25 protein-coding genes are annotated in these 22,959 nt (G+C 73.1%); 16 read left to right on the forward strand and 9 right to left on the reverse strand.

Features of this window, described 5'->3' with window-relative positions; translation table 11 throughout:
* The first annotated feature begins 70 nt into the window (after positions 1 to 70).
* Entirely contained in the window at positions 71 to 1,252 is a 1,182-nt protein-coding gene (locus tag Actob_RS22915) for an acetyl-CoA C-acyltransferase (protein ID WP_284913838.1), read from the forward strand.
* Positions 1,253 to 1,357: 105 nt separating this feature from the next.
* Here Actob_RS22915 and Actob_RS44210 read toward each other — a convergent pair whose 3' ends face one another.
* Positions 1,358 to 1,687, reverse strand: coding sequence for a DUF3885 domain-containing protein (locus Actob_RS44210; protein WP_456319256.1), 330 nt, complete (start codon positions 1,685 to 1,687; stop codon positions 1,358 to 1,360).
* 116 nt (positions 1,688 to 1,803) lie between these two features.
* Between Actob_RS44210 and Actob_RS22920 the strand changes: the two genes are divergently transcribed.
* On the forward strand, positions 1,804 to 2,709 hold the full coding sequence (locus Actob_RS22920) for a thioesterase family protein (protein WP_284913839.1): 906 nt from the start codon (positions 1,804 to 1,806) through the stop codon (positions 2,707 to 2,709).
* A 151-nt stretch (positions 2,710 to 2,860) separates the two neighbouring features.
* Here Actob_RS22920 and Actob_RS22925 read toward each other — a convergent pair whose 3' ends face one another.
* The 3 genes from Actob_RS22925 to Actob_RS22935 all read right to left on the reverse strand — a co-directional run bounded on the left by Actob_RS22925 (position 2,861) and on the right by Actob_RS22935 (position 6,057).
* Positions 2,861 to 3,799: a hypothetical protein gene (locus Actob_RS22925; protein WP_284913840.1), complete on the reverse strand. Its 939-nt coding sequence runs from the start codon at positions 3,797 to 3,799 to the stop codon at positions 2,861 to 2,863.
* Between the two features lie 32 nt (positions 3,800 to 3,831).
* Complete coding sequence (locus Actob_RS22930) at positions 3,832 to 4,113, reverse strand: hypothetical protein (RefSeq protein WP_284913841.1); 282 nt, start codon at positions 4,111 to 4,113, stop codon at positions 3,832 to 3,834.
* A gap of 432 nt (positions 4,114 to 4,545) precedes the next feature.
* Positions 4,546 to 6,057: a M1 family metallopeptidase gene (locus tag Actob_RS22935; RefSeq protein WP_284913842.1), complete on the reverse strand. Its 1,512-nt coding sequence runs from the start codon at positions 6,055 to 6,057 to the stop codon at positions 4,546 to 4,548.
* 321 nt (positions 6,058 to 6,378) lie between these two features.
* Between Actob_RS22935 and Actob_RS22940 the strand changes: the two genes are divergently transcribed.
* Entirely contained in the window at positions 6,379 to 7,137 is a 759-nt protein-coding gene (locus Actob_RS22940; protein ID WP_284913843.1) for a class I SAM-dependent methyltransferase, read from the forward strand.
* Positions 7,138 to 7,181: 44 nt separating this feature from the next.
* On the opposite strand, the gene Actob_RS22945 is transcribed toward Actob_RS22940, so the two are convergent.
* Positions 7,182 to 7,958, reverse strand: a complete 777-nt coding sequence (locus Actob_RS22945) for a hypothetical protein (protein WP_284913844.1) — start codon at positions 7,956 to 7,958, stop codon at positions 7,182 to 7,184.
* A 58-nt stretch (positions 7,959 to 8,016) separates the two neighbouring features.
* On the opposite strand from Actob_RS22945, the gene Actob_RS22950 reads away from it, so the two are divergent.
* Positions 8,017 to 8,508 (forward strand): MarR family winged helix-turn-helix transcriptional regulator, encoded by a 492-nt coding sequence (locus Actob_RS22950; protein ID WP_284913845.1) that lies wholly within the window; start codon positions 8,017 to 8,019, stop codon positions 8,506 to 8,508.
* A 74-nt stretch (positions 8,509 to 8,582) separates the two neighbouring features.
* Here the strand turns inward: Actob_RS22950 and Actob_RS22955 are convergent, their stop codons facing one another.
* Positions 8,583 to 9,443 carry a LysR substrate-binding domain-containing protein gene (locus tag Actob_RS22955; protein ID WP_284913846.1) on the reverse strand — a complete coding sequence of 287 codons (861 nt, stop codon included), beginning with the start codon at positions 9,441 to 9,443 and terminating at the stop codon, positions 8,583 to 8,585.
* A 71-nt stretch (positions 9,444 to 9,514) separates the two neighbouring features.
* Here Actob_RS22955 and Actob_RS22960 point away from each other — a divergent pair, with 71 nt between their 5' ends.
* From Actob_RS22960 to Actob_RS22970, 3 genes are read left to right on the forward strand one after another with little or no spacing between them, the layout of a single operon-like run.
* Positions 9,515 to 10,387, forward strand: a complete 873-nt coding sequence (locus Actob_RS22960) for a dihydrodipicolinate synthase family protein (RefSeq protein WP_284913847.1) — start codon at positions 9,515 to 9,517, stop codon at positions 10,385 to 10,387.
* 46 nt (positions 10,388 to 10,433) lie between these two features.
* Positions 10,434 to 11,252: an SDR family oxidoreductase gene (locus Actob_RS22965; protein ID WP_284913848.1), complete on the forward strand. Its 819-nt coding sequence runs from the start codon at positions 10,434 to 10,436 to the stop codon at positions 11,250 to 11,252.
* A 53-nt stretch (positions 11,253 to 11,305) separates the two neighbouring features.
* A complete protein-coding gene (locus Actob_RS22970) occupies positions 11,306 to 11,662 on the forward strand; it encodes a DUF6204 family protein (RefSeq protein ID WP_284913849.1) in 357 nt (118 codons plus the stop codon).
* On the opposite strand, the gene Actob_RS22975 is transcribed toward Actob_RS22970, so the two are convergent.
* Positions 11,659 to 12,039: a VOC family protein gene (locus Actob_RS22975; RefSeq protein WP_284913850.1), complete on the reverse strand. Its 381-nt coding sequence runs from the start codon at positions 12,037 to 12,039 to the stop codon at positions 11,659 to 11,661. The genes Actob_RS22970 and Actob_RS22975 overlap by 4 nt on opposite strands.
* A gap of 89 nt (positions 12,040 to 12,128) precedes the next feature.
* Here Actob_RS22975 and Actob_RS22980 point away from each other — a divergent pair, with 89 nt between their 5' ends.
* Positions 12,129 to 12,863, forward strand: a complete 735-nt coding sequence (locus Actob_RS22980; RefSeq protein WP_284913851.1) for a Clp protease N-terminal domain-containing protein — start codon at positions 12,129 to 12,131, stop codon at positions 12,861 to 12,863.
* Positions 12,864 to 12,885: 22 nt separating this feature from the next.
* Here Actob_RS22980 and Actob_RS22985 read toward each other — a convergent pair whose 3' ends face one another.
* Positions 12,886 to 13,410 carry a 2'-5' RNA ligase family protein gene (locus Actob_RS22985; RefSeq protein ID WP_284913852.1) on the reverse strand — a complete coding sequence of 175 codons (525 nt, stop codon included), beginning with the start codon at positions 13,408 to 13,410 and terminating at the stop codon, positions 12,886 to 12,888.
* 114 nt (positions 13,411 to 13,524) lie between these two features.
* Between Actob_RS22985 and Actob_RS22990 the strand changes: the two genes are divergently transcribed.
* The 5 genes from Actob_RS22990 to Actob_RS23010 all read left to right on the forward strand — a co-directional run bounded on the left by Actob_RS22990 (position 13,525) and on the right by Actob_RS23010 (position 18,178).
* Positions 13,525 to 14,463 carry an ABC transporter ATP-binding protein gene (locus tag Actob_RS22990; protein WP_284913853.1) on the forward strand — a complete coding sequence of 313 codons (939 nt, stop codon included), beginning with the start codon at positions 13,525 to 13,527 and terminating at the stop codon, positions 14,461 to 14,463.
* Positions 14,460 to 15,254 carry an ABC transporter permease gene (locus Actob_RS22995; protein ID WP_284913854.1) on the forward strand — a complete coding sequence of 265 codons (795 nt, stop codon included), beginning with the start codon at positions 14,460 to 14,462 and terminating at the stop codon, positions 15,252 to 15,254. Before Actob_RS22990 ends, Actob_RS22995 begins: the two co-directional genes overlap by 4 nt.
* A gap of 21 nt (positions 15,255 to 15,275) precedes the next feature.
* Positions 15,276 to 16,397, forward strand: a complete 1,122-nt coding sequence (locus Actob_RS23000; RefSeq protein WP_284913855.1) for a sensor histidine kinase — start codon at positions 15,276 to 15,278, stop codon at positions 16,395 to 16,397.
* A complete protein-coding gene (locus Actob_RS23005; RefSeq protein WP_284913856.1) occupies positions 16,394 to 17,005 on the forward strand; it encodes a response regulator transcription factor in 612 nt (203 codons plus the stop codon). Before Actob_RS23000 ends, Actob_RS23005 begins: the two co-directional genes overlap by 4 nt.
* Positions 17,006 to 17,296: 291 nt before the next feature.
* A complete protein-coding gene (locus Actob_RS23010; protein ID WP_284913857.1) occupies positions 17,297 to 18,178 on the forward strand; it encodes a sigma-70 family RNA polymerase sigma factor in 882 nt (293 codons plus the stop codon).
* A gap of 55 nt (positions 18,179 to 18,233) precedes the next feature.
* On the opposite strand, the gene Actob_RS23015 is transcribed toward Actob_RS23010, so the two are convergent.
* Entirely contained in the window at positions 18,234 to 18,839 is a 606-nt protein-coding gene (locus Actob_RS23015) for a dihydrofolate reductase family protein (RefSeq protein WP_284913858.1), read from the reverse strand.
* 267 nt (positions 18,840 to 19,106) lie between these two features.
* Between Actob_RS23015 and Actob_RS23020 the strand changes: the two genes are divergently transcribed.
* The 3 genes from Actob_RS23020 (at position 19,107) to Actob_RS23030 (ending at position 22,958) form a co-directional block, all read left to right on the forward strand.
* Positions 19,107 to 20,258 carry an aminotransferase-like domain-containing protein gene (locus Actob_RS23020; RefSeq protein WP_284913859.1) on the forward strand — a complete coding sequence of 384 codons (1,152 nt, stop codon included), beginning with the start codon at positions 19,107 to 19,109 and terminating at the stop codon, positions 20,256 to 20,258.
* A gap of 164 nt (positions 20,259 to 20,422) precedes the next feature.
* Complete coding sequence (locus Actob_RS23025) at positions 20,423 to 22,021, forward strand: ABC-F family ATP-binding cassette domain-containing protein (protein WP_284913860.1); 1,599 nt, start codon at positions 20,423 to 20,425, stop codon at positions 22,019 to 22,021.
* A 4-nt stretch (positions 22,022 to 22,025) separates the two neighbouring features.
* Positions 22,026 to 22,958: a tyrosine-type recombinase/integrase gene (locus Actob_RS23030; protein WP_284913861.1), complete on the forward strand. Its 933-nt coding sequence runs from the start codon at positions 22,026 to 22,028 to the stop codon at positions 22,956 to 22,958.
* Position 22,959 lies beyond the last annotated feature (1 nt).

The following is a 22,959-nucleotide window of genomic DNA, read 5'->3' on the forward strand; positions in this document are numbered from 1 at the left end:
GGACCACTCGGTCCGCTACCCCGCTAGGCTGGGACCGATCGGTCCGGAACGACATTGCAGGAGGAACCCGATGCGAGACGCCGTCATCGTCGACGCGGTGCGCACCCCGGTGGCCAAGGGAAAGCCGAGCGGCGCCTACGCCGGCGTGCACCCGGTCACGCTGCACGCCCACGTCTTGCGGTCGCTGGTCGACCGGGTGCCCGGCCTCGACCCGGCCGCGCTCGACGACGTGATCGGCGGGGTCGTCGCCCAGGTGGGGGAGCAGTCGACAAACGCCACCCGGCTCGCCGCGTTCGCCGCCGGGTTCCCCGAATCGGTGCCCGGGGTGACAGTGGACCGGCAGTGCGGCAGCAGCCAGCAGGCGCTCAGCTTCGCCGCGCAGGGCGTGATCTCCGGAGCCTATGACATCGTGATCGCCTCCGGCGCCGAATCCATGTCCCGCGTCCCGATCGGCAGCCAGACCCTGGTCGACGGGGCGCGCGCCGACGTCGGCGGGCCGCTGATCACCGACCGCTACCCCGGCGGCCTCATCCCGCAGGGCGTCGCCGCCGAGCTGATCGCCCGCAAGTGGGGCCTGTCGCGCACCCAGCTCGACGAGTTCGCCCTGCTCAGCCACCAGAACGCGGCGCGCGCCTGGTCCGCGGGCCGATTCGCGGCGCAGACCGCGCCACTCACGGATCTCCAGACCGACGAGACGGTACGCCCGGACGCGCACCCGGCAGCGATGGCGGCGCTGCGTCCGAGCTTCGCCGACGAACGGTGGGAGCAGCGCTTCGGCAGCATCGACTGGAAGGTCACCGCCGGCAACTCGAGCCCGGTCAACGACGGTGCCGCCGCCCTGCTGATCACCACCAGTGAGATCGCGGCCCGCAACGGCTGGCGCCCGCGCGCCCGGATCCACACCGCGGTGGCCGCCGGCGACGACCCGATCTACATGCTGACCGGGATCATCCCGGCCACCGCCAAGGTGCTGCGCCGGGCCGGGCTGAGCCTGGCCGACATCGACGCGTTCGAGGTCAACGAGGCGTTCTCCTCGGTCGTGCTGGCCTGGCTGGCCGAGACCGGCGCGGATCCGGCCCGGGTCAACATGGACGGCGGCGCGATCGCCATCGGCCACCCGCTCGGCGCCAGCGGCGCCCGGCTGGCCACCACCCTGCTCGGCGTGCTGGAACACACCGGCGGCCGGTTCGGCCTGCAAACCATGTGCGAGGCCGGCGGCACCGCCAACGCCACCATCATCGAACGCCTGTAAGTGCCTTTCCCACTTCACCATCGAGTGGGAGCCGGATCTGAGCGTCACCGGGACCGATGGCGTCACCGCTTGCACGCGTTCCCCGCGGTATTTCGGCCACGATCGCTATTTCACCCGGCCGGAGCAGGAGTTCGCTCCGGCCGGGCAGCGACCCCCGGGCTTGTCGTCCATCCGGACGCTCGTCCAGTACACGGCGCGTGGGTGCGGCGTCAGGGTCTCCGGTGACAGGCATGGTTCCGGTGGCTTCGGAGCGTCGGAGTAGCCAGCCGTAGCGACGAGCACCGTCGGGCCGGTCACCAGCTCGGCAAGGAGCGTGTGGTGCCGAGCCAGAACCATGTCGTCCTCGACTTCTGAGGCTGGATAGCGCTTGTCACCAGGAAGGGCGTGGAACCGTATCCACCGCTCCCGGACCGCTCCGCGGTCTGCGGGCAGCACCTGCAACCGGTCGGGTGACGGCTCCGTGCTGCCCTCCGAAGGGCGCGCCTTCAGCTTGATCCGTGGGTCGTGTCACAGCTCCGCCCGGCCCACCGGGCAGCGCCTATGGTGTCGTGATGCACAGCTTCGCCGAGGCCACCGCCGTCCACCCCGCCGCCGGCGGCGGGTTCCGCGCCGACCTGGACCCGCAGTGGGCCGTCGGGGACAAGTTGCACGGCGGTTACTTGATGGCAGTCGTCGCCCGCGCCGTCGCCGCGTCAGCGACAAGCACGGCGTCAGCGACAGGCACGACGGCCGTGGCCACGAGGAGCTCGGCCGACGCCACGAGCACGACGGCCGTCGCCGCCACAGCGGACAGCGCCTCGGCCGGTGGTGGGCATCCGCACCCGATCGCCATGAGCACGACGTTCCTGCGACCGCCCCGGCCCGGTGCCGCCACCGTCGCCGTCGAGCTGCTGCGCGCCGGCCGCAGCGCCGCGCAGTATCGCGCCCGGCTGCTGCAGGACGGCGAGCCGTGCGCCGAATCGCTGGTCACCCAGGGTCTCCTCGACGACGCGCCGCCGTGGTGGACCGGCCAGCCCGCCCCCGAACTGCCCGCCGAGGACGAGTGCCTGCACCTGCCGTCGAACCCACCCGGCGCGGCCTTCCCGGTCCACCTGCTGGACGTGGTCGAGCACCGCCTCGATCCGGCCTGCCTCGGTTTCGCGATGGGGCGTCCCTCCACGGACGGCCTGGTCAGCGGCCATCTGCGGTTGGCCGACGGGACGGACTGGGATCCGTTGAGCCTGCTCGTCGCGCTCGACCCGAGCCCGCCGGTGTCGCTGGCCCTCGGCATCCAGGGGTGGGCGCCGACGCTGAGCCTCACCGCCTACCTGCGACGGCTGCCCGCCCCGGGACCACTGCGGATGACCATGCGGGCCGCCGAGGTGACCAGCGGGCGGATGGACGAGACCGCACTGCTCTGGGACGCCAAGGGGGCACTCGTCGCCCAGGCGACCCAGCTGGCCGCGGTCCGCCCTTAGCAACCCCCTCTCCGGTACGCCCCGAGGCCCGGCCGCCCCCTGGTGACGCCGGCGGCCGGGGCCGTGGGGGCGTCACGGCGAAGTTCGGCAAGTGACAGCCACGAACAGGGCTCGGCGGCCGGAGCCATGCCGAGGTGCACGGTCGTGGCCGTCAGTACTCGCAGGGATCCCAGTGCGCCGCCCACCGCAGCAGCGACCTGGCCAGCAGCGGATGGGCCGCCGCCCAGTGCGTGTCGAACAGGAACCACTGGTCGTACCCCCAGAGGTCGTCGATGTAGCGGGCCACCTGCGCGATGTGCGGCTCCCGCGCGACAAGCGTCCGAGGATGCGGCTCGCGCGGAGGCTGCCCGGCGAGGTCCGCTGCCGGCTGGTGGCCGTCGAGCCAGGCGAACCGGTCCAGCGCCGCCCCGGCGTCCTGCTCGCCGGGCGGGAGCAGCGCCCGCAGGAACTGGGCGTCGCGCGGCCACCGGGCGGCCTCGGCGTCATCGGTGCCGTGCAGGTGCGCGGCGAGCCGCGGCAGGGTCAGCCCGGGGAACATCACGGCGCCGTCGAGGTCGAGACGGCCGCCGCTGCTCGCCAGACCGGCGCGGACCGAGAAGACGGCATCCGGCCCGTCGCCGGCCGCCGGGAGGGCCCGCACCGGCACGTCGTGAACGAAGCCGGCGTCGACGGCACCGCCCGGCAGCGGCCAGCTGTCGTGCAGCGGGAACGCGAACGTCTCCGGATAGTCGGCGGCCGGCTGGTCGTCGACGAGGTAATAGGCCAGGTCGGTCTCGTCGGCGCTGGTCCGCACCCGCACGGTGTGCCAGCCGACCCGCGGATCGTCGTCGGTCCGCGCCACCCGCAGGTGCTCGATCAGCAGCTCGCGCAGCTGGTCCATGCTCTCCGGCCGGGGCAGGTCACGCTCCCGGGCCGCCTCGAAGATCGACGCCAGCCCGGACGGCCCGCCGTCGAGCTGCTCGTCGACCCATTTCTCCGGGGCCTCCTGCTGCCAGCCCTGCCGGAACCAGTCAAGAACTGTCACGCCGGGGACAGCGGTCACCCGCTTGCCGAGCGGCGTCTCATCACGCCAGCGCTGAATGAAGTACACACCGGAACCCTAGGCCGCGGGTATGACAAAAATCAGAACCGCTGGATCCGCAGCCCGTCCGGCCGGACCACACTGTCCGGTGAGATCGCCCGGGCCAGGTGGACGGTGACCCGCTTGCCGCGCAGCGGCGTCAGGTCGAGGCCCGGTGCCGGCGGGGTGACCCAGAGATCCTTTAGCGCCGGCAAGGCGGTCAGCGGAGCCAGGTCGAGCACCGTCTCGGGTGCGGCGGTCAGGTGCCGGATCCCGGCCAGCCGGTGGGCGAAACGCTGGACGGCTTGCGCGCGGGTCGGCTCGGACTGGCTGTTCTGGGTCATCCACCAGGCCAGCTCCTGCAGCAGCTGCGCCTGGTCCCGGCTGGTCAGCTCGGGCAGCGGGGTGGGTACGCCGCGCTGCGAGTCGCGCCGCCGGCCGGGATGTGTTCACCACACGCAGGCCGGGATAGGCCGCCAGCAGCTGGCGCAGCCAGTCCCGGACGGCGCGCCGCTGGGCGTCGGGCACCTCGTCCACGCCGTCGACGCACAGGATCGCTCCGGCTTCCAGCTGCCGGTGCACCCAGCCGGGCGGCATCAGCCCGGCGACGGTCGCCGCGGTCAGGTCGAGGAACCGTTCGGGGGCGGCAGCGGGCCGGTGGCGTGGTTACGCAGGCGGATCCATCGATGGGTGCCCGCGCTGGGCGTACCGGAAAGGGGCGGGCCCGTTCGCCGCGCAAACCGCTGGCGAACGGGCCCGCCCCGTGGACCGGTTGATCAGTGTTCGTGCAGCAGGGCGTGGGTCTGGCTGATCTGCGCCCACGACTTCGGTGCCACCGGCGCTTTCGCCGAGGCGGAGCGGGCCAGCGACGCCGCGACCACCGGCTTGGCCGGCGTGTACAGCCAGGCCTGGAACAGCGCGTCCAGGTCCTTACCGGAGATCTTCTCCGCCAGCGCGGTGAACTCCTCGGTGGTGGCGTTGCCGTACCTGTGCTGGGCGGTCCAGGTCCGCAGGATCTCGAAGAAGTCGTCGTCGCCGACCGCGAGGCGCAGCTGGTGCAGCGTCATCGCGCCCCGGTCGTAGACCGCGTCACCGAACAGTTCGGCGACCCCGGGGTCGGCCGGCGCGGTCGTCCAGATCGCCGCGTCGTCCGGGTAGGTGGCGTACAGGTAGTCGAAGATCTCCTGGGCGGTGCCCTCGTCGTTCTTCTCCGACCACAGCCATTCGGCGTAGCTGGCGAAGCCCTCGTTGAGCCAGATGTTCTGCCAGTTGCGGACCGAGACCGAGTCACCGAACCACTGGTGGGCGTTCTCGTGCACGATCACCGAGGTGTTCGAGCCGCGGCGGAAGAAGCCGGCGCTGAAGTTCGGCCGGGTCTGGTTCTCCAGGGCGAAGGTGAGCGTGTTCGGCGGCGCCACGACGCCACCGCGGGCCTCGAACGGGAACGGCCCGAACAGCGTCGACTCCCAGTCGGTGATCTCCGCGGTGCGTTCCACGCTGGCCTGCGCGGCGTACCGGAAGTCCTGGGGCAGCAGCTGGGAGTAGGCGTTGTAGACCGGCGAGCCGTCCGCTGTGGTGTCGGTGGTCACGTCGTACTGGCCGACGGTCAGGAACGTGAGATAGGTGGCCTGCGGTTTCAGCGACCGCCAGCTCCACCGGGTGTAGCCGAGCGTCTCGCGCACCGGCGGGCGCGGCTGCACGCCGTTGCTGATCGCCTCGACCCCGTCCGGGACCGAGACCGACACGTCGAAGGTGGCCTTGTCCGACGGGTGGTCGTTGCTCGGGTACCACCACCAGGCGATCTCCGGTTCGCCGACGGCGAGCGCGCCGTCCGGGGTGCGGATCCAGGCGGTGTACCCGGCGGCGACCTTGCTCGACGGTACGCCGGAGTACTGCACCACGATCGTCAGCGCCCCGCCCTTGGCCACGGTCCGGGCCGGCGTGACGACGAGTTCGTGATCGCCTTCCCGGGCGAAGGTGGCCGGCCGGTTGTTGACCTGGATCGACGACACGTCCAGGACGAAGTCGAGGTTGAGCCGGCTCAGGTCCTGGGTGGCGGTGGCCAGGATCGTGGTGGTGCCGGTGAGCCGGTCGGTGGCCGGGGTGTAGCGCAGCCGGATGTCGTAGTGGGAGACGTCGTATCCGCTGTTGCCGTAGTCCGGGTAGTAGTTGTCGCCGATTCCCGGTCCGCCCGGGCTGGGCGCGGCCTTCTGGTGTGCCTGGGCCGCGACGCCGGTGCCGGCGAGCGTCAACGCTGTGGCAAGGGTGGCCACGAGCAGTCGTCGCACTGTCGAACTCCTTCCGATGGGTTAGAGCGATCGGCCGTAACCTATCGAAGTTCCTCGACGTTGGGGAGCGGCTGGACGTTTACGTCAGTGAATGGCTCGCGAACCAGGTGACGCTCTGCCCGTGTCCGCGCACCCAGGCGAGCGGCTCGCCGTCGAGGCTGAGCACGTTGTGCGGCGCGGGCCACCTCGATCGCCTGGCGCGCCCCGAAGGCGGCATGGACATCCGTGACAGTCACTGTCGCATCATCGCAAGACCGACACTTTCCGGTACGCCCGGAAAGGCGCTTGCCCGCCGTGACCCGTCCCACCACGATCACATCCATGGACACGTTCACGGATCTCGTGGCCGAGGGTGAGGCCGCCCCGGTCGACGGCTGGGATTTCTCCTGGTTCGCCGGTCGCGCCACCGAACAGCGCCCGAGCTGGGGGTACGCCCGCCTGATCGCCGCCCGCCTGGCCACCGCCGGGCGCGCGCTGGACCTGCAGACCGGTGGCGGCGAGGTGCTCGCGACCGCCGCCGCCGGCACGCCGCCGCCGGTGCTGGTGGCCACCGAGGGCTGGCCACCTAACGCGGCACTGGCCCGGGACCGGCTCGCCCCGCTCGGCGGGACCGTGGTGGAGGCGTCCGAGAACGACCCGCTGCCGTTCCCGGACGCCTCGTTCGACCTGGTGGTGAGCCGGCACCCGGTGACCACCGACTGGGCCGAGGTGGCCCGGGTGCTCGCGCCGGGCGGCACCTACCTGTCCCAGCAGATCGGCGCCGGTTCGGTGCACGAGCTGATCGACTTCATGATGGGCCCGCAGCGGGTCGGCCCGGTGCGGGACCCGGCCACCCACCGCGCGGCTGCCGAGGCGGCCGGCCTGACCGTTGTCGATCTGCGCGACGAGTGGCTGCGCATGGAGTTCTTCGACGTCACCGCCGTGATCGTCTTCCTGCGCAAGGTGATCTGGACGGTGCCGGGGTTCACCGTGGCGGCCTACCGGGACCGGCTGCGCGCCCTGCACGAACAGATCACCGCCGAGGGCCCGTTCGTCGCGCACTCGCGCCGTTTCCTCATCGAGGCGCACCGGCCGGCCTGACGAGTCCGGCGGCGGCCCGCGAAAGAGTCAGGCGGCCTGACCGGTCAGGCCGCGAGCAGGGCGGTGGCCTGCGCATACGCGCGGGTCACCCCGGCCGCCCCGGCGCTGCGGGCGATCTCCCGGGCCAGCATCCGGGCGCCCGCCTCGTCGCCGTTGTCGCGGGCCAGCACGGCGAGCAGGATCTGCTGGGTGAGCAGGCCGGGCAGCATGCCGGTGGCGCTGCTCAGCTCGGTCGCCCGCGCCCACCGCCGGTACGCCGCGTCCAGGTCCCCGTTGTCCCGGTCGTGGTCGCCGAGGTGGCGCAGCGCTTCCCGTTCCAGGCGCGGGTCGGTGCCCTCGCCGGCCCGCAGCGCCGCCGCGTAGTGCGCGACCGCCTGATCGGGGCGGGCCAGCAGGTTGTCCGCGATCAGGCCCTGGTACATCCGCGCCCAGCCGTGCCGTACCGGATCGCCGGCCCGCGCGGCCAGCCGGGCGGCCCGGTCCCGCAGCTCGTCCAGCTGTCGCGGGTCCTTGCCGTCCGGCCCGGGTGACCACGTGCCGCCCGGGTGCATCAGTCGCCAATAGTCGTGCCGCAGGATCAGCAGGTCCAGGTCCCCGTGGCTGCCGAGCCGTCCGGCCGCGGCCAGCCGGGCGGCGGCCAGGCCGGTGCCGGCGAACCAGTCGGATTCGAGGGCGACCTCGGCCGCGGTCAGGGCGATCCGGAACCGGTCGGCCTCGGCGGCGGCCGGGGCGGTGATGTCCAGCAGGGACAGTGCGCGCTGCCACCGTCCGGCCCAGGCGAGTTCGCGGGCCGCGGCGACGATTTCATCGAGGTCGGTCATACCGCGGACGGTAGTTATCCGAAAAACTATCCACAAGAAAACTACTTTGGGGGTACGCGTGCGCGACGCCGTCGACGACCACGTCGAGTTGTGGTCCCGGGAGCTGCCCGGGTTCGACCCGGTCCGGGAGGCGATCATGGGCCGGTTGTCGCTGCTCGGCCGGCACCTGACCCAGCTGCGGCGGGCCACCCTGGACGCGAGCGGGCTCAAGCAGTGGCAGTACAAGGTGCTGCTGATGCTGCGGCGCGCCGGGGAGCCGTTCGAGCAGAGCCCGTCGGAGCTGGCCGACCGGCTCGGGCTGACCCGGGGTGCGCTGTCGGCGCGGCTGCGGCCCCTGGAACTGGCCGGCCTGATCACCCGCACGACAGCGGACGGGGATCGGCGCCGGGTCCGGGTGCGGCTCACACCCGCCGGGCTGGCGGCGTGGGAGCGGCACACCGACGCGGAGAGCGCCGCCGAGTCGTCGCTGCTGGCCCTGCTCGACCCGGCGGAGCGGGAGGAACTCGCCGGGTTGCTGCGCAAGCTGGTCCTGCGGACGGGACTGCCATGACGGCGGCAAGGGTTATCGGAGCGGTTAACCCTTACGGGGGCGCGGTGGGCGTACCCGAATCGGGGTGTTGATCCTCAGGTCAGCGCGGCGATCAGCGCGGCGACGGCGGGATGGGTCGCGGCACCCCGGCGATAGGCGATCCGGGTGCGCCGTCGCAGGCCGAGCGCGATCAGCCGGACCGTCGGCGGTGGCGCGGCGGCCGCGAGCCGCGGGACCAGCGACACGCCCTGACCGGCGCCGACCAGGGCGAGAACCGTCGCGAAGTCGTCGGCGCGGTGCCGCACCCGGGGCGTGTAACCGTGCCCGGCGCAGACCCGCACCGTCACCTCGTGGCACAACGTCCCGGCACTGGCCATGATCCATGGCTGGCCGGCCGCGGCGTCCAGCGAGTCGCAGTCCACCTCGGCCGGCACCGCCAGGAACACCGTCTCGTCCAGCAGCGGCACCGAGTCGAGATCGGCATCGACGTCACCGGGCGCGATGTCGTAGTCGTTGAGCAGCCCCACATCGAGACGCCGCTCGCGCAGCGCCGCCGGCACGTCGGCCGGGTCCACCTCGGTCACCATGAGTTCCAGGGCCGGATGGGCGCGGCCCAGGCTGACCAGCGCGCTCGGCAGCAGGGTGCGCACCGCGGTCGGGAACGCGCCGATCCGCAGCGGCCCGGCCGGCCCGGTGCGCACCGCGGCCAGGGCGGCGTCGGTCTCCTCCAGCGCGGACAGCACCCGGGCGGCGTGCCGGGCCAGGACCTGACCGGCCGCCGTGAACGCCACCCGCCGCCCGGTGCGCTCCAGCAGCGCGACGCCCGCCTCCCGCTCGAGCGCCGACAGTTGCTGGGAGACCGCGCTGGCCGTGTAGCAGCGGGCCTGGGCCACCGCGGCAATCGTGCCGAGGCGCTCCAGGTCGCAGAGCAGGCGCAGTTTCCGCACGTCGAGCATCAGCACAGCTTACGGTTTACGTCAGAAATGTGAACTGGATCTGATGCTGGCCGGCGGGCAGGCTTGCGGGCATGGAGCTGACCGGCGTCTTCGTCCCGATGATCACCCCGTTCGACGCCTGCGGTGCGGTCGCCTTCGACGCGCTGGAGCGGCTGGCGCACGAGGTCCTCGACGCCGGCGCGACCGGCCTGGTCGCGCTCGGCACCACCGGGGAGCCGTCGGCGCTGACCGCCGGGGAACGCGACGGTGTCGTGGCCGTGCTGTCCCGGGTGTGCGCGGCGCACGCGGCGCCGTTGCTGGGCCCGCCCGACGAGCGGGTCAGCGCCGCGCTGACCCTGGTCCCGCCGTTCGTGCGGCCCGGACCGCGAGGTGTCCTCGCGCACTTCACCGCGCTCGCCGCGACCAGCCCGGTCCCGCTGGTGATCTACCACGTGCCGCCGCGTACCGGCCAGCCGCTCGACGCCGTGACCCTGCGCCGCATCGGCGCGCTGGACCGGGTGATCGGGATCAAGTACGCCACCGGCGCCCTGGACGCCGACGTGATCGCGTTGCTCGCCGACCCGCCGCCCGGTTTTGCCGTCCTCTCCGGCGACGACCTGTTCCTGTCCCCGCTGCTCGCGCTCGGCGCGGCCGGCGGCATCCTGGCCTCCGCGCACCTGGCCACCGACCGGTTCGCCGCACTGACCCGCGCCTGGCAGACCGGTGACCTGGACGCCGCCCGCAAGCTCGGGCACGAGCTCACCCCGCTGTCCGCGGCCCTGTTCGCCGAGCCCAACCCCACGGTGATCAAGGCGGTGCTGCACGCGCGGGGCCGCATTCCGACCCCTTCGGTACGCCTGCCGCTGCTGAGCGCCACGGCCGCGTCGCGCGACGCGGCCCTGCGCTGCCTCGGTGCCGCCGGACGCCGATCGTCGCCGGGTGCACCCGGCTCGGCCGGCCGGTGACGCGCCGGGCGCCGGAGCAGGCGAGAACCGGGCTAGGCTGCGGGCCGTGACGCGACGTCTTCTGATCACCGGTGGCAGTGGTGCGCTCGGGCGGCGGGTCGTCGCCCGCGCCGCGGCGGCCGGCTGGGAACCGATCGGCACCTACGTGTCGAAGCCCGCCCCGACCGCCGGCGTGCACCTGGACGTCCGCGACCCGGCCGGTATCCGCCGGGTGCTTGCCGAGGTCCGGCCGGACGCGATCGTGCACACCGCCGCCGGCCGGGACCGCAACGACTGGCCGTCCACCGCCGACGGTGCCGCGCACCTGGCGGTGGCCGCCCGCGGCCTCCGCCTGGTGCACGTCTCCAGCGACGCGATCTTCTCCGGCCGCGAGGTGCACTACGACGAGAGCGCCCTGCCGGACCCGGTCTACCGGTACGGTGCGGCCAAGGCCGCCGCCGAGACCGCGGTCCGCGCCGTCGACCCGGGCGCCGCGATCGTCCGGACCTCGATCATCCTGGGCGACGGCGACGGCGCTCACGAGATCCTCACCCGTGACCTGATCGCCGGCCGGGTCGCCGGCGCGCTGTTCACCGACGAGATCCGCACCCCGGTGCACGTCGACGACCTGGCCGACGCCCTGCTCGAACTGGCCGGCGGCGACTACGCCGGGGTGCTCAACGTGGCCGGCGCCGATCCGGTCAGCCGCTACGACCTGGGTGTGCTGGTCGCCCGCCGGGAGGGCCTGGACGTCGCGGCGATCCCGGCGACCAGCCTGGCCGCGCTGGGGCTGAGCCGGCCGACCGACGTACGCCTGGTCCTGGACCGCGCCAAGCAGCTGCTGCGCACCCGGCTGCGCGGCGCCCACGAGTTCCTGGCCGGCTGACACCATCGGTAATCGGCTGTCGGTGATCGCCGCCGGCGGCCGATACTGTCGCGATGAGTGAGAGCCGCACGATTCGCGTGACCGTACGCGGGTCCTTCGACAACCTGACCGACGAGCAGAAGGCCGAGCTGGCCGCCGGCGGCGGTGACGACCTGCTGAGTGTGCGGTACACCGAGCAGGGTCACCTGACCTACGACATCGCGGCCCGCCCGTTCTTCACCTTCCGCTTCGCCGAGCAGGTCGCCGATGAGAAGGAGATCCCGCAGGCCGCGATCCGCGCGGAGATGAAGGCCGTCGCCTGGCTGGAGGAGCACGGGTACGGCTACAAGAAGATCACCTCGCAGACGGTGGACATGTCGGAGGTGCCGCTGGGCAGGCGCGGCAAGCGGGAAGCCGCCCGGAACTCCTAGGCGGCGCGTTCGGCGGCGCCGCGCTCCACGCAGAACTCGTTGCCCTCCGGGTCGAGCATGGTCACCCAGCCGGTGCCGTCCGGCTTGCGGTGGTCCTCGTGGATCGTGGCGCCGGCCGCCTGCAGCTGCGGGACGAACTCGTCGCGGGTACCGGTGGGCGGCTGGATGTCCAGGTGCAGCCGGTTCTTGGCGGTCTTGCCCTCCGGCACCTTGATGAACAGGATCCCCGGCGCGTCCGGGAACGCCGGGGTGAGCAGCGCCTCCTCGGCGGTGGACTCCTCGTGCAGCTGGTAACCGGTCAGCGCCGCCCAGAACGTCGCGATGGTGACGGCGTCGCGGGCGTCGACGGTGATGTGCCGGATCGGGTTGCTCGTCATGGCGGTCATCCTGCCCGATGCCGCACATGCCTGCCCGGCAGCGCCCTAGATCGTCAACTCACGGTTGACGGTGCCCGCTTCGTCAACCTATGGTTGACGGCATGACGCAGATTACCCCGCCCGTCCGGCTGGACGACCTGATCACCGCGATCACCCAGAACCGTCCCGACGCCCCGCTCGACCGGCTCTCCGACGCGGTCCTGCTCGCCGACCACCTCGGTGAGCTCGCCGACCACCTGATCGGCCACTTCGTCGACCAGGCGCGCCGCTCCGGCGCCTCGTGGACCGACATCGGCCGCAGCATGGGCGTGAGCAAGCAGGCCGCGCAGAAACGGTTCGTCGCCAAAGACAAGATCGACATGTCGCAGGGCTTCAACCGCTTCACCACCGTCGCCCGCAGCGCGATCGTCGCCTCGATGAACCAGGCCAAGCGGCACCACAACGGGGAGATCACCCCGGCGCACCTGATGCTCGGCCTGCTCGACCAGCCGGAGGGGCTGGCCGTCGCGGCGGTCCGCGCGCAGGGCCTGGACCTGGACGGGGTCCGCGAGCGCCTGGTCGCGGCCCTGCCCGAGCGGGTCGACGAGCTGCCCACCCTGACGCCGTACGACGCCCGCTCCCGCAAGGCGCTGGAGCTGACCTTCCGCGAGGCGCTGCGCCTGTCGCACGACGACATCGGCACCGGCCACGTGCTGCTGGCCCTGCTGGAGGAGGAGCAGCCGGACGGCGGCCTGCTCAACGGCCTCGGCCTGACCAAGGCCGCCGTCGAACCGGTGGTCGTCGCTGGCCCGCAGGAACCGGGCCAGGATCATTCCGGCAGCTGACCTCCGGTACGCCGCGGCGGCGTCACCCGAGCGGGAAGTCGGTGAGCGTCTGCCACGAGTCACCCGGCTCGCGGCGGCCGGTGATCAGCCGCAGCGCCGTGACCCGGGCCCGGATCGGCAGTCGCTCCCGCAGCTGCGCGGCCGCGTCGGCCAGCGCCGGCGCCGGCTGGTCGTGCCCGACCGTCAGGTGCGGGATCACCTCGGCGAACTGGCCGCCGTACGGCTGGGCCGCCGGGAACCGCACCGCGAGCCGGTTGGTCAGCTCCCGGAACGGCTCGGCCGGGTTCGGTGACAGCCACAGCACCCGCTGGTCGAACCAGCCGAGCTTGTCCAGGCTCAGATAGAACCGGGGTACCCCGGCGGCGATCCGGCGCACCGCGGCCAGGGCCGGCGTGCTCAGCTGCTCCGGCGGCAGGAACGGGAAGATGACGGTGATGTGCGCGGGCACCCCCCACGAGGCGGACCGGTCGAGACGGGCGCGCAGACCGGCGACGGCCGGCTCGGCCTCCGGAATCGGGACGATCAGGGCGCTCTGCAGCGGTTCCATCCGCGAAGTGTGGTCGATACGCGTCGTGGCGCAAAGCACATACTGACGTTTGTCATGGGCGAGCCGTGACGCATAGCCGGGGACCGGGCGCGGCGGGGCCACGACACTGTCGGTATGACGCTCACCGCTTCACCCGACCTCACGGCCGCCGACACGGGGCAGCTGGCCGTGAACCTGGACGGCGTGGTCAAACGTTTCGGCGCGGTCACCGCCGTGGACGGCATCGACCTGCGCATCCGCCCCGGCGAGGTGGTCGCCCTGCTGGGGCCCAACGGTGCCGGCAAGACGACCACCGTGGACATGCTGCTGGGCCTGTCCCAGCCCACCGAGGGCACCGCCCGGGTGTACGGCCGGCCGCCGCACGAGGCGGTCGCGCTGGGCTTGGTGTCCGCGGTGATGCAGACCGGCGGCCTGCTCAAGGACTACACCGTCGCGGAGACCGTCCGGCTGACCGCCGCGCTGTTCGGCCGGCCCCGCTCGGCGGTCGACGTGGCGCTCAAGCGGGCCGGGATCGCCGACATCGGCGACCGGCTGGTCGGCAAGTGCTCCGGCGGGCAGCAGCAGCGGCTGCGGTTCGCGATGGCGCTGCTGCCCGACCCGGCGCTGCTGATCCTGGACGAGCCGACCACCGGCATGGACGTCGGCGGGCGCCGCGAGTTCTGGGACGCGATCCGCGAGGACGCCGAGGGCGGGCGCACCGTCATCTTCGCCACCCACTACCTGGAGGAGGCCGACGCGTACGCCGACCGGATCGTGCTGGTGCGCCGCGGCCGGATCGTCGCCGACGGCACCGCCGCCGAGGTCAAGGCGCTGGCCGCCGGCCGGACCGTGCGGGCCACCCTGCCCGGCGCCGAACTGGCCGACCTGACCCGGATCCCCGGCGTCGAGTCCTCCGAGGTGCGCGGCGACACCGTCTACCTGCACGGCCGCGAGACCGACGAGATCGCCCGCTACCTGCTCACCCAGACCGCCGCGCGGGACCTGGAGATCACCTCCCGAAACCTGGAAGACGCGTTCCTGACCCTGACGGCCGACGAGGAGACCGCGGCATGACCGCCACCGCCACCCCCACCACCGCGCAGACGCGCACCCTGCCCAGGTTCGGCGGGTTCAGCCTCGGCATGCTGGCCCTGGAGTTGCGCCGGCTGATCCGCAACAAGCGCACCGTCATCTTCACGTTCATCATGCCGGCCGTCTTCTTCCTGCTGTTCGGCACGAGCGCGAACTACAAGCACGAGCAGGTCGGCAACGGCAACGTCACCGGCTACGTCATGGTCAGCATGGCGGTGTACGGGGCGATGCTGGCCACCACCTCCGGCGGCGCGATGGTCTCCATCGAGCGGGCCGCCGGGTGGAGCCGGCAGCTGCGGCTCACCCCGCTGCGACCCGCCGCCTACATCGGCGTCAAGCTGGTGCTGGCGATGGTGATCGGCGCGGTCTCGGTGGCGGTGGTCAACGTGGTCGGCGCGTTCACCGGCGCCGAGCTGGACACCGGCCCGTGGATCGCCTGCGCCCTGCTGTCCTGGGTGTGCTCCCTGGTGTTCGCCGCGTTCGGCCTGTTCATGGGCTACCTGCTGCCCAGCGAGAACGTGATGCAGATCCTCGGCCCGGCGCTGGGCCTGCTCGGTCTGGCCGGTGGCCTGTTCGTCCCGGTCGACAAGCTCGGCAGCACCCTGGAGACGATCGCCAAGTTCACCCCGGTGTACGGCGTCGGCGAGGTGGCCCGCTACCCGCTGACCCACAGCGACAACCTGTGGCAGGCGATCCTGAGCGTCGTGGTGTGGACCGCGCTGTTCGCGGCCGGCGCCATCTGGCGCTTCCGCCGCGACACCGCCCGGGTCTGACTGGCCGGTACCGTTCCTGTCATGGCCCCGGCACCTTCGGAGACACCCGGCCGCGTCGGTTTCCGCGCCGGCTGGGTGTTCGCCGCGATCTGGCTGTTCTACCTGGGTGAGAACCTCAACGCGCTGCTGCGGCATCCGGCCGGCATGTGGCGCGACGTCGGCCTGGTCGCCCTGGCCCTGTTCGCCGTCACCTACGTGCTGCTGGTCAGCATCATGCGCAAGCCCCGCTCCGACGGCGGCTACCCGCCGTCGGAGCTGCGCATCTGGCTCGGCCTGCTGGTCCTGCTCGCGCTGGCCCTGCTGCAACTGCCGGCCGCCGGGCAGCACATCCTGACCTGCACCGTCTACATCGCGGCCAGCGCGGTGATGGGCCTGCCGTTGCGGTCCGGGCTGGCCGTGGCGGTCACCATCGCCGTCGCGGTGGAGGTCGCCATCCGGGTGGTGCCGGAGTGGCGCACGACCAGCCAGGGGTACGCCCTGGCGGTGGTCCTCGCCGCGGCCGCCACCTGGGGGATGCGGCTGGCGTTCGAACGGCAGGGCCGGCTGATCCAGGCGCAGAACGAGCTCGCCGAGCTGGCCGTCGCCGACGAACGCTCCCGGATCGCCGGGGACCTGCACGACATCCTCGGGCATTCGCTGACCGTCGTCGCGGTCAAGGCGGAACTCGCCCAGCGGCTGCTCGACGTCGACCTGGACCGGGCCCGCGCCGAGCTGCGCGACCTGGAGTCGCTGGCCCGCGACGCCCTGGCCGACGTGCGGGCGACGGCGCTGAACATGCGCGGCATCTCGCTGCCCGGTGAGATCGCCGCGGCCAAGGCCGCCCTGGCCGCGGCCGACGTCAAGGCGGAGCTGCCCGGCGCCGCCGACGACGTGCCGACCCGGTACCGGGAACTGTTCGCCTGGACGATCCGGGAGGCGGTCACCAACATCGTGCGGCACAGCCGGGCGCGGCACGCCGAGGTGCGGCTGTGCCCGGACAGTGTCGAGATCGTCGATGATGGGCAGGGCTGCACGTCGACCGCCGGTGGCGGGCAGGGCCTGGCCGGGCTGCGCCGGCGGGCCGACGAGCTGGGTGCACGACTGATCGCCGGGCAGCGGGGGGACCGGCCCGGATTCCGAGTACGAGTGGAGGTCCCCTCATGATCAAACTGTTGCTGGCCGACGATCAGGCGCTGGTCCGCGGCGCGATGGCGGCCCTGCTCGACCTGGAGCCCGATCTGAAGGTGGTCGCCGAGGTCGGCCGTGGTGACGAGGTGCTCGACGCGGCCCGCGCCCACGAGGTCGACGTGGCGCTGCTGGACGTGCAGATGCCCGGCCTGGACGGGATCGCCGCGGCCCGGCTGTTGCAGGAGTCGCTGCCCGGCTGCAAGGTGCTGATGGTGACCACGTTCGGCCGGGCCGGCTATCTGCGCCAGGCGATGGCGGCCGGGGCCAGCGGGTTCGTCGTCAAGGACACCCCGGCGCGGCAGCTGGCCGACGCGGTCCGCCGGGTGCACCAGGGTCTGCGGGTGGTCGACCCGGCCCTGGCGGCGCAGAGCCTGGCGCACGGCGACTCGCCGCTGACCGAGCGGGAGTCCGACGTGCTGCGCGCCGCCCGCGACGGCGGCACGGTCGCCGACATCGCCCGCGAGCTGCGCCTGTCCGACGGCACGGTCCGCAACCACCTGTCCGCCGCCATCGGCAAGACCGGCGCGCGCACCCGCGCCGAAGCCGTCCGCCTCGCCGTCGACAACGGCTGGCTGCTCGGCTGACCCACGGCGGGCGGACCGCTGCCGGGCCCGCCCGCCGCCCCACTCTCGCCACGCCCCGCCGCCCCGCCGACCTGGCCGCCCCCTCGGCTGCCGGCCCTCGGCTGCCCGGAAACAGCTGGTCAGCGTGCCTGTCAAAGGCGCGACGGGCGGGCCGCGGATCTGCTATGCGGCCGACCCCGGTACTTGAGAAGAAATTCGGAGTGCAACCGAGCGGCAACCGAGAGCGACCACTTGCTGCACCCGTAGCCGCGAAAAGTTCCCCCTGCAGCCACCACCACGGGGGGAATCGACATGACCGCGACCACTTCGCCGACTGCCACCAGCACCACCGCCGTCCGTTCCGTGACCCGCGAGCAGGAGCAGCTGATCCGCGACAACATGGCGCTGGTCGGGCACATGGTCCGCGAGATGCTGTTCAAGGTGCCGCCGCACGTGCACCGTGACGACCTGGCCTCGGCCGGCTACGCCGCCCTGGTCACCGCCGCCCAGGCGTACGACGCGTCGCGCGGCATCCCGTTCGGCCGGTTCGCCGCCGTCCGGGTGCGTGGCGCCCTGCTCGACGAGCTGCGCGGCATGGACTGGGCCAGCCGCTCGGTGCGGGCCCGGGCCCGGCGCGCCGACGTCGCCCGCGAGGAGCTGACCCGCCAGCTGGGCCGCACCCCGACCGCGGAGGAGCTGTCCGAGCTGCTCGGTGTCGCGGTCAACGAGCTCGCCAGCGTCGACGACGACGTGCAGCGCGCGGCCGTGCTGTCGCTGCAGGGCTTCACCGCCGGCGCGGCCGAGGACATGGTCACCGAGTCGTCGATGAACCCGGAGGAGATGCTGCTGCACCGCGAGCGCCTCGGCTACCTGCACGACGCGGTCGCCGTGCTGCCCGAGCGGCTGCGTTTCGTGGTCGAGGCGTCCTTCCTGCAGGAGCGTCCGCTGTCCGAGGTCGCCGCCGAGCTCGGGGTCACCGAGTCGCGGGTCTCGCAGCTGCGCACCGAGGCCCTGGCGCTGCTGCGCGACGGCCTGACCACCCACATGGAGCAGGTCGCCGCGCCGGTCGTCAAGGACGGCTGCGTCACCCGGCGCCGCGCCGCGTACGCCGCGCAGATCGCCGCGCGCAGCACCATGGCGTCGCGGCTGGGCGTCACCGACGCGCAGGGCATGCGCCTGGCCGTGGCCGCATGACGCGCCGCCCGTGCGGCGGGGCCGGCGCCACCGCGACCCCGCCCACCGCAGACGCTCAGCCGAGCTTGTCCTTGGCGTCGTCATATCCGGCCTGCCCGGGCGCCTCGCCCGGCGCGTAGATCACCCGGAGCACCCCGGTCGGGAACGCCTCGGTCGACGTCACCTTCAGGTGGTACGGCCGGTCGCCCTCGTCGAACAGCCGCCGCCCCTTGCGCGCGGCCACCGGATGCACCAGCAGCCGCAGCTCGTCGACCAGCCCGGCCGCGAGCAGCTGCCGCACCACCGACAGCGACCCGGGGATCAGGATCGCGCGCACCCCGGCGGTCTGCTTCAGCGCCGTCACCGCGGGCACCAGCTCGCCGTCGAGCCGTTCCGAGTTGCGCCAGGTGAACTCCGGCGACCGGCGGGACACCACCACCTTGCGCATGTCGCCGAGCTGCTTGGCGAACGGCGCGTCCTCCCCACCGCCGCTCTCGCGATCCGGCCACGCCCCGGCGAAACTGTCGTAGGTCTCCCGGCCGATCAGCAGCACGTCGGCGCTCTCGTAGTCCTCGCTGACCGCCCGGCCCATGTTCTCGTCGAAGTACGGGAAATGCCAGTCGGGATCGATCTCGGCGACCCCGTCGGCCGAGATGAACAGCGTCGAGATCAGCTTCGCCATCACAGTGCTCCTTCACGTCAGGTGCGGTCGGCTGTCAGACCACCGCAGCCTGCCAAACTCATCGCCAGACCAGAACCTCTGTCGGCCGGGTTCACGCACCGCCGGATGGACCGGCGGGCAAACCAATTCCGGGTCCAATCCGGTCCTGAACCGGCGTTAGGCTTCCCGCAGACGCCTCAACCAGGCCGTTTCCTCGCCGCGCGCGCCGATGGCACGACCGTCCGCCGACCGTGGGCACCCACGCACCCACCGGAACGGACTCCCGTCATGCCCAGCCAGCGCCTGGCCGCCGTGGCCAGCTCACCCGTGCGCGACCTGCTCGCCCTGATCAACCGCCCGGAGATCATCTCGTTCGCCGGTGGTCTGCCCGCCCCGGAACTGTTCGACGTGCCCGCCTGGCGCGCCGCGTTCGACACCGCGCTGTCCGGTCCGGCCGCCCGCCGGCACCTGCAGTACGCGCCGACCGAGGGCGACGCCCGGCTGCGCGAGCTGGTCGCCGCCCGGATGACCGGTCGCGCCCTGCCCACCGGCGCCGACCAGCTCCTGATCACCACCGGGTCGCAGCAGGCCCTCGCCCTGGTCGCGGCCGCCCTGCTCGACCCGGGCGCGGTCGTCGCCGTCGAGCAGCCCACCTACCTGGCCGCCCTGCAGTGCTTCAGCATGGCCGGCGCCCGGCTCGTCCCGATCACCCCCGACGACCCGGACAGCGTCGCCGACGTCTTCGCCCGCGAGCGTCCCGAGCTGCTCTACCTGGTGCCGACGTTCGCCAACCCGACCGGGCGCACCCTGGACGCCGGCCGCCGGGCCGCGCTGGTCGCCCTGGCCGAACGCCACGGCGTCTGGATCGTCGAGGACGACCCGTACGGCGAGCTGCGCTACCGGGGCGCGCACCTGACCCCGATGGCGGCCGGCAGCGACCGGGTCATCCACCTCGGCAGCCTCTCCAAGATCGGCGCGCCGGGGCTGCGGCTCGGCTGGCTGCGCACCCCGGCCGCACTGCGGGCCGCCCTGATCGTCGCGAAACAGGCCGCCGACCTGCACACCTCCACGATCGACCAGGCCGCCGCGGCCGCCTACCTGGCCACCGCCGACCTGGACGCGCACCTGGCCCGGCTGCGCGCGGCCTACCGGGAACGCCGCGACACCATGCTCGGCATGCTGCCACGGATCATGCCCGCCGGGACGCGCTGGACCGACCCGGACGGCGGCATGTTCGTCTGGGTCCGGCTGCCCGGGCCGGCCGACACCGCCGCGATCCTGCCCCGCGCCCTCGACCACGATGTGGCGTTCGTGCCCGGCGCCCCGTTCTACGCCACCGACCCGGACCCGGCCACGCTGCGGCTGTCGTTCAGTTCCAGCACGCCGGCCGAGATCACCGCGGGGATGCGGCGCCTCGGCGCGGCGGTGACGGCCGGCTGAGCGCTCACCGCGTACGCGAAACGTTTTTTCGGTTGCGGGGCCGGGGCCGCACGGGCAGAGTGGGCCGCGGACCCGGACCCGAGCGCGAGGAGCACGAACAGCCGATGTGAGAGCCACCCGACACCTGCGACATCCGTCGGCTCCGCTTTCCGGAAGGCTCCCGCATGCCCGCTCATCTCAAAGCCACCTCGCTCGCCCGCGCCCACGACGGCGACCTGCTCTTCGCCGGCCTCGACCTGGTCCTGCGCGACGGCGACCGGATCGGGCTCGTCGGGCCCAACGGCGCCGGCAAGACCACCCTGCTGCGCGTGCTCGCCGGCGACCTGCCACCCACCGACGGCGCGGTGGTGCGCGCACCGGGGACCGCGATCGCCCACGTCACCCAGCAGATCCCGGACCCAGCCGGCACCGTCGGCGCCTACCTGGCCGCCGGGCTCGGCGAGCTGGCCCAGGTCACCGCCACCATGCGGGAGCTGGAGAGCCGGCTCGCCGCCGGCGACGACGTCCTGGACGCCTACGCCGCCGCCCAGGAACGCTGGACCGCCCTGCGCGGCTGGACCGCCGAGACCCGGCTGACCGAGATCCGCCAGCGGCTGGACATCGACCACCTCGACGACGGTCTGGCGCTGGCGCAGATCTCCGGCGGCGAGCAGGCCCGGCTGATGCTGGCCCGCGCCCTGCTGGCCGGCCCCGACCTGCTGCTGCTCGACGAGCCGACCAACCACCTCGACGCCGAGGGCGCCGCCTGGCTGCGGGACTGGCTGCGCGAGTTCCCCGGCGGGGTGCTGGCCGTCAGCCACGACCGGGCGTTCCTCGACGCGGTCGCCACCCGCATCATCGAGCTCGACGGCATCGACGAGCAGCCGCAGGACTATCCCGGCGGCGGCTACACCGCCTACCGGCAGGAGAAACAACGCCGCTGGCAGCGGCTGCTGCTCGACTACGAGGCCCAGGAGAAGGACCGGGCCCGCTGGGAAGTCGACATCGCCAGGACCAAGGGGTACGCCCAGGGCGTGGAGAACACCGTGCGCTCCGGGGCCGAGGCACCCCACCTGCGGCGCGTCGCGCGTCTGGTAGCGCGCAAGGCGAAGGTCCGCGAGCGCCGCCTGCGCCGGCAGATGGCCTCGGTCCGGTGGATCGCCGAGCCGCGCCGGCGCCCGCCACTGACCCTGGCCTTCCCGGACGACGACGGCGACCCCGGCGACATCGTCCTGAAGGTCCGCGACCTGACCGTGTCGCATCCCGGCCGGGTCCTGCTCGCGCACGTGGACCTGGACGTCACCCGCGCCGACCGGATCCTGATCACCGGCCGCAACGGGGCCGGCAAGACCACCCTGCTGCGCGCCATCGCCGCACGCCACCCCGAGGTGGCCGTGCTGCCGCAGACCACCGACCACCTGCGGGTGGACACCACCGTCCTGGACTACTTCCGCTCCCAGGTGCCGGTCTACGCCGACGACGCCGAGCGGCTGCTGGCCGGCCACCAGTTCGACACCGACCAGTGGACCGCCCGGCTGCGTGACCTGTCCGCCGGGGAACTGCGCCGCCTGCTGCTCGCCGTGCTGGTCAACAGCCCGGCCCGGGTGCTGCTGCTCGACGAACCGACCAACTTCCTCGATTTCGCCGCCCTCGACGTCATCGAGGAGGCGCTGCGCCGCTACCGGGGCACCCTGCTGACCGTCTCGCACGACAGGTACTTCGCCGACGCCGTCGGGCACACCCGGCACTGGCATGTCGCGGACGGCGCGGTGATCGAAAGCTGAGACCATGAACCGCATGTCGCTGCTGCCCCACGTCACCACCTCCGCCACCCAGTTCACCGAGGCGTGGCTGGAAAACCGGCGACTGTCCGAGCACACCCGCGACGCGTACCGCCGCGACGTGGCGTCCTGGCTCGGCTGGTGCGCCGAACGGGGACTCGATCCCCTGCAGGCCACGTTCCTGGACGTCAACGCGTACGCCAGGGGTTTGGAAGCGCGCCCGATGGCCGCCGCGACCGTGGCCCGCAAGCTGTCCGGACTGTCCTCCTGGTACGCCTTCCTGGTCAAACTGCGCGCGGTGGACGCCAACCCGGTCGGCGGCGCCGACCGGCCCTACGTCGACCGCGACCACTCGGCCACCGTCGGACTGACCCCCGACCAGGTCGACGCCGTCCTGGCCGCCGCCGACCGCCAGGCCGGACCGGCAGCGGTCCGGCACCGCGCCGTGCTCACCCTGCTCGCCGACCTCGGCCTGCGGGTGGGGGAGCTGGTCAGCCTCGACCTGGCCGACCTCGGCTGGGAACGCGGGCACCGCACCATCCGGTTCATCGGCAAGGGCGGCCGGCCCCGCCGCCGGGTGCTCACCCCGGGCGCCGCCGCCAGGCTCGACGAGTACCTGCGGGTGCGCGGCGCCGGCGACGGGCCGCTGTTCACCACCGCCAGCGGCGCCCGCATCGACCGGCACGCCGTCTTCCGCCTGGTGCGCCGCCTCGCCGAACAGGCCGGCATCCCGGGCGCCGCCAAGATGTCCCCGCACTCGCTGCGGCACGCGTTCGCCACCACCGCCCGCGCCGAAGGCGTCCCCCTCGAAGACGTCCAGGACGCCATGGGCCACGCCGACCCGCGCACCACCCGCCGCTACGACCGTGACCGCCACAACCTGGACCGTGACCCCGCGTACACGATCGCCGCGGCCCGGGACCGCCGTCGGTCCGCCTGAT

The sequence above is a fragment of the Actinoplanes oblitus genome (assembly GCF_030252345.1).
Lineage (GTDB): Bacteria > Actinomycetota > Actinomycetes > Mycobacteriales > Micromonosporaceae > Actinoplanes > Actinoplanes oblitus.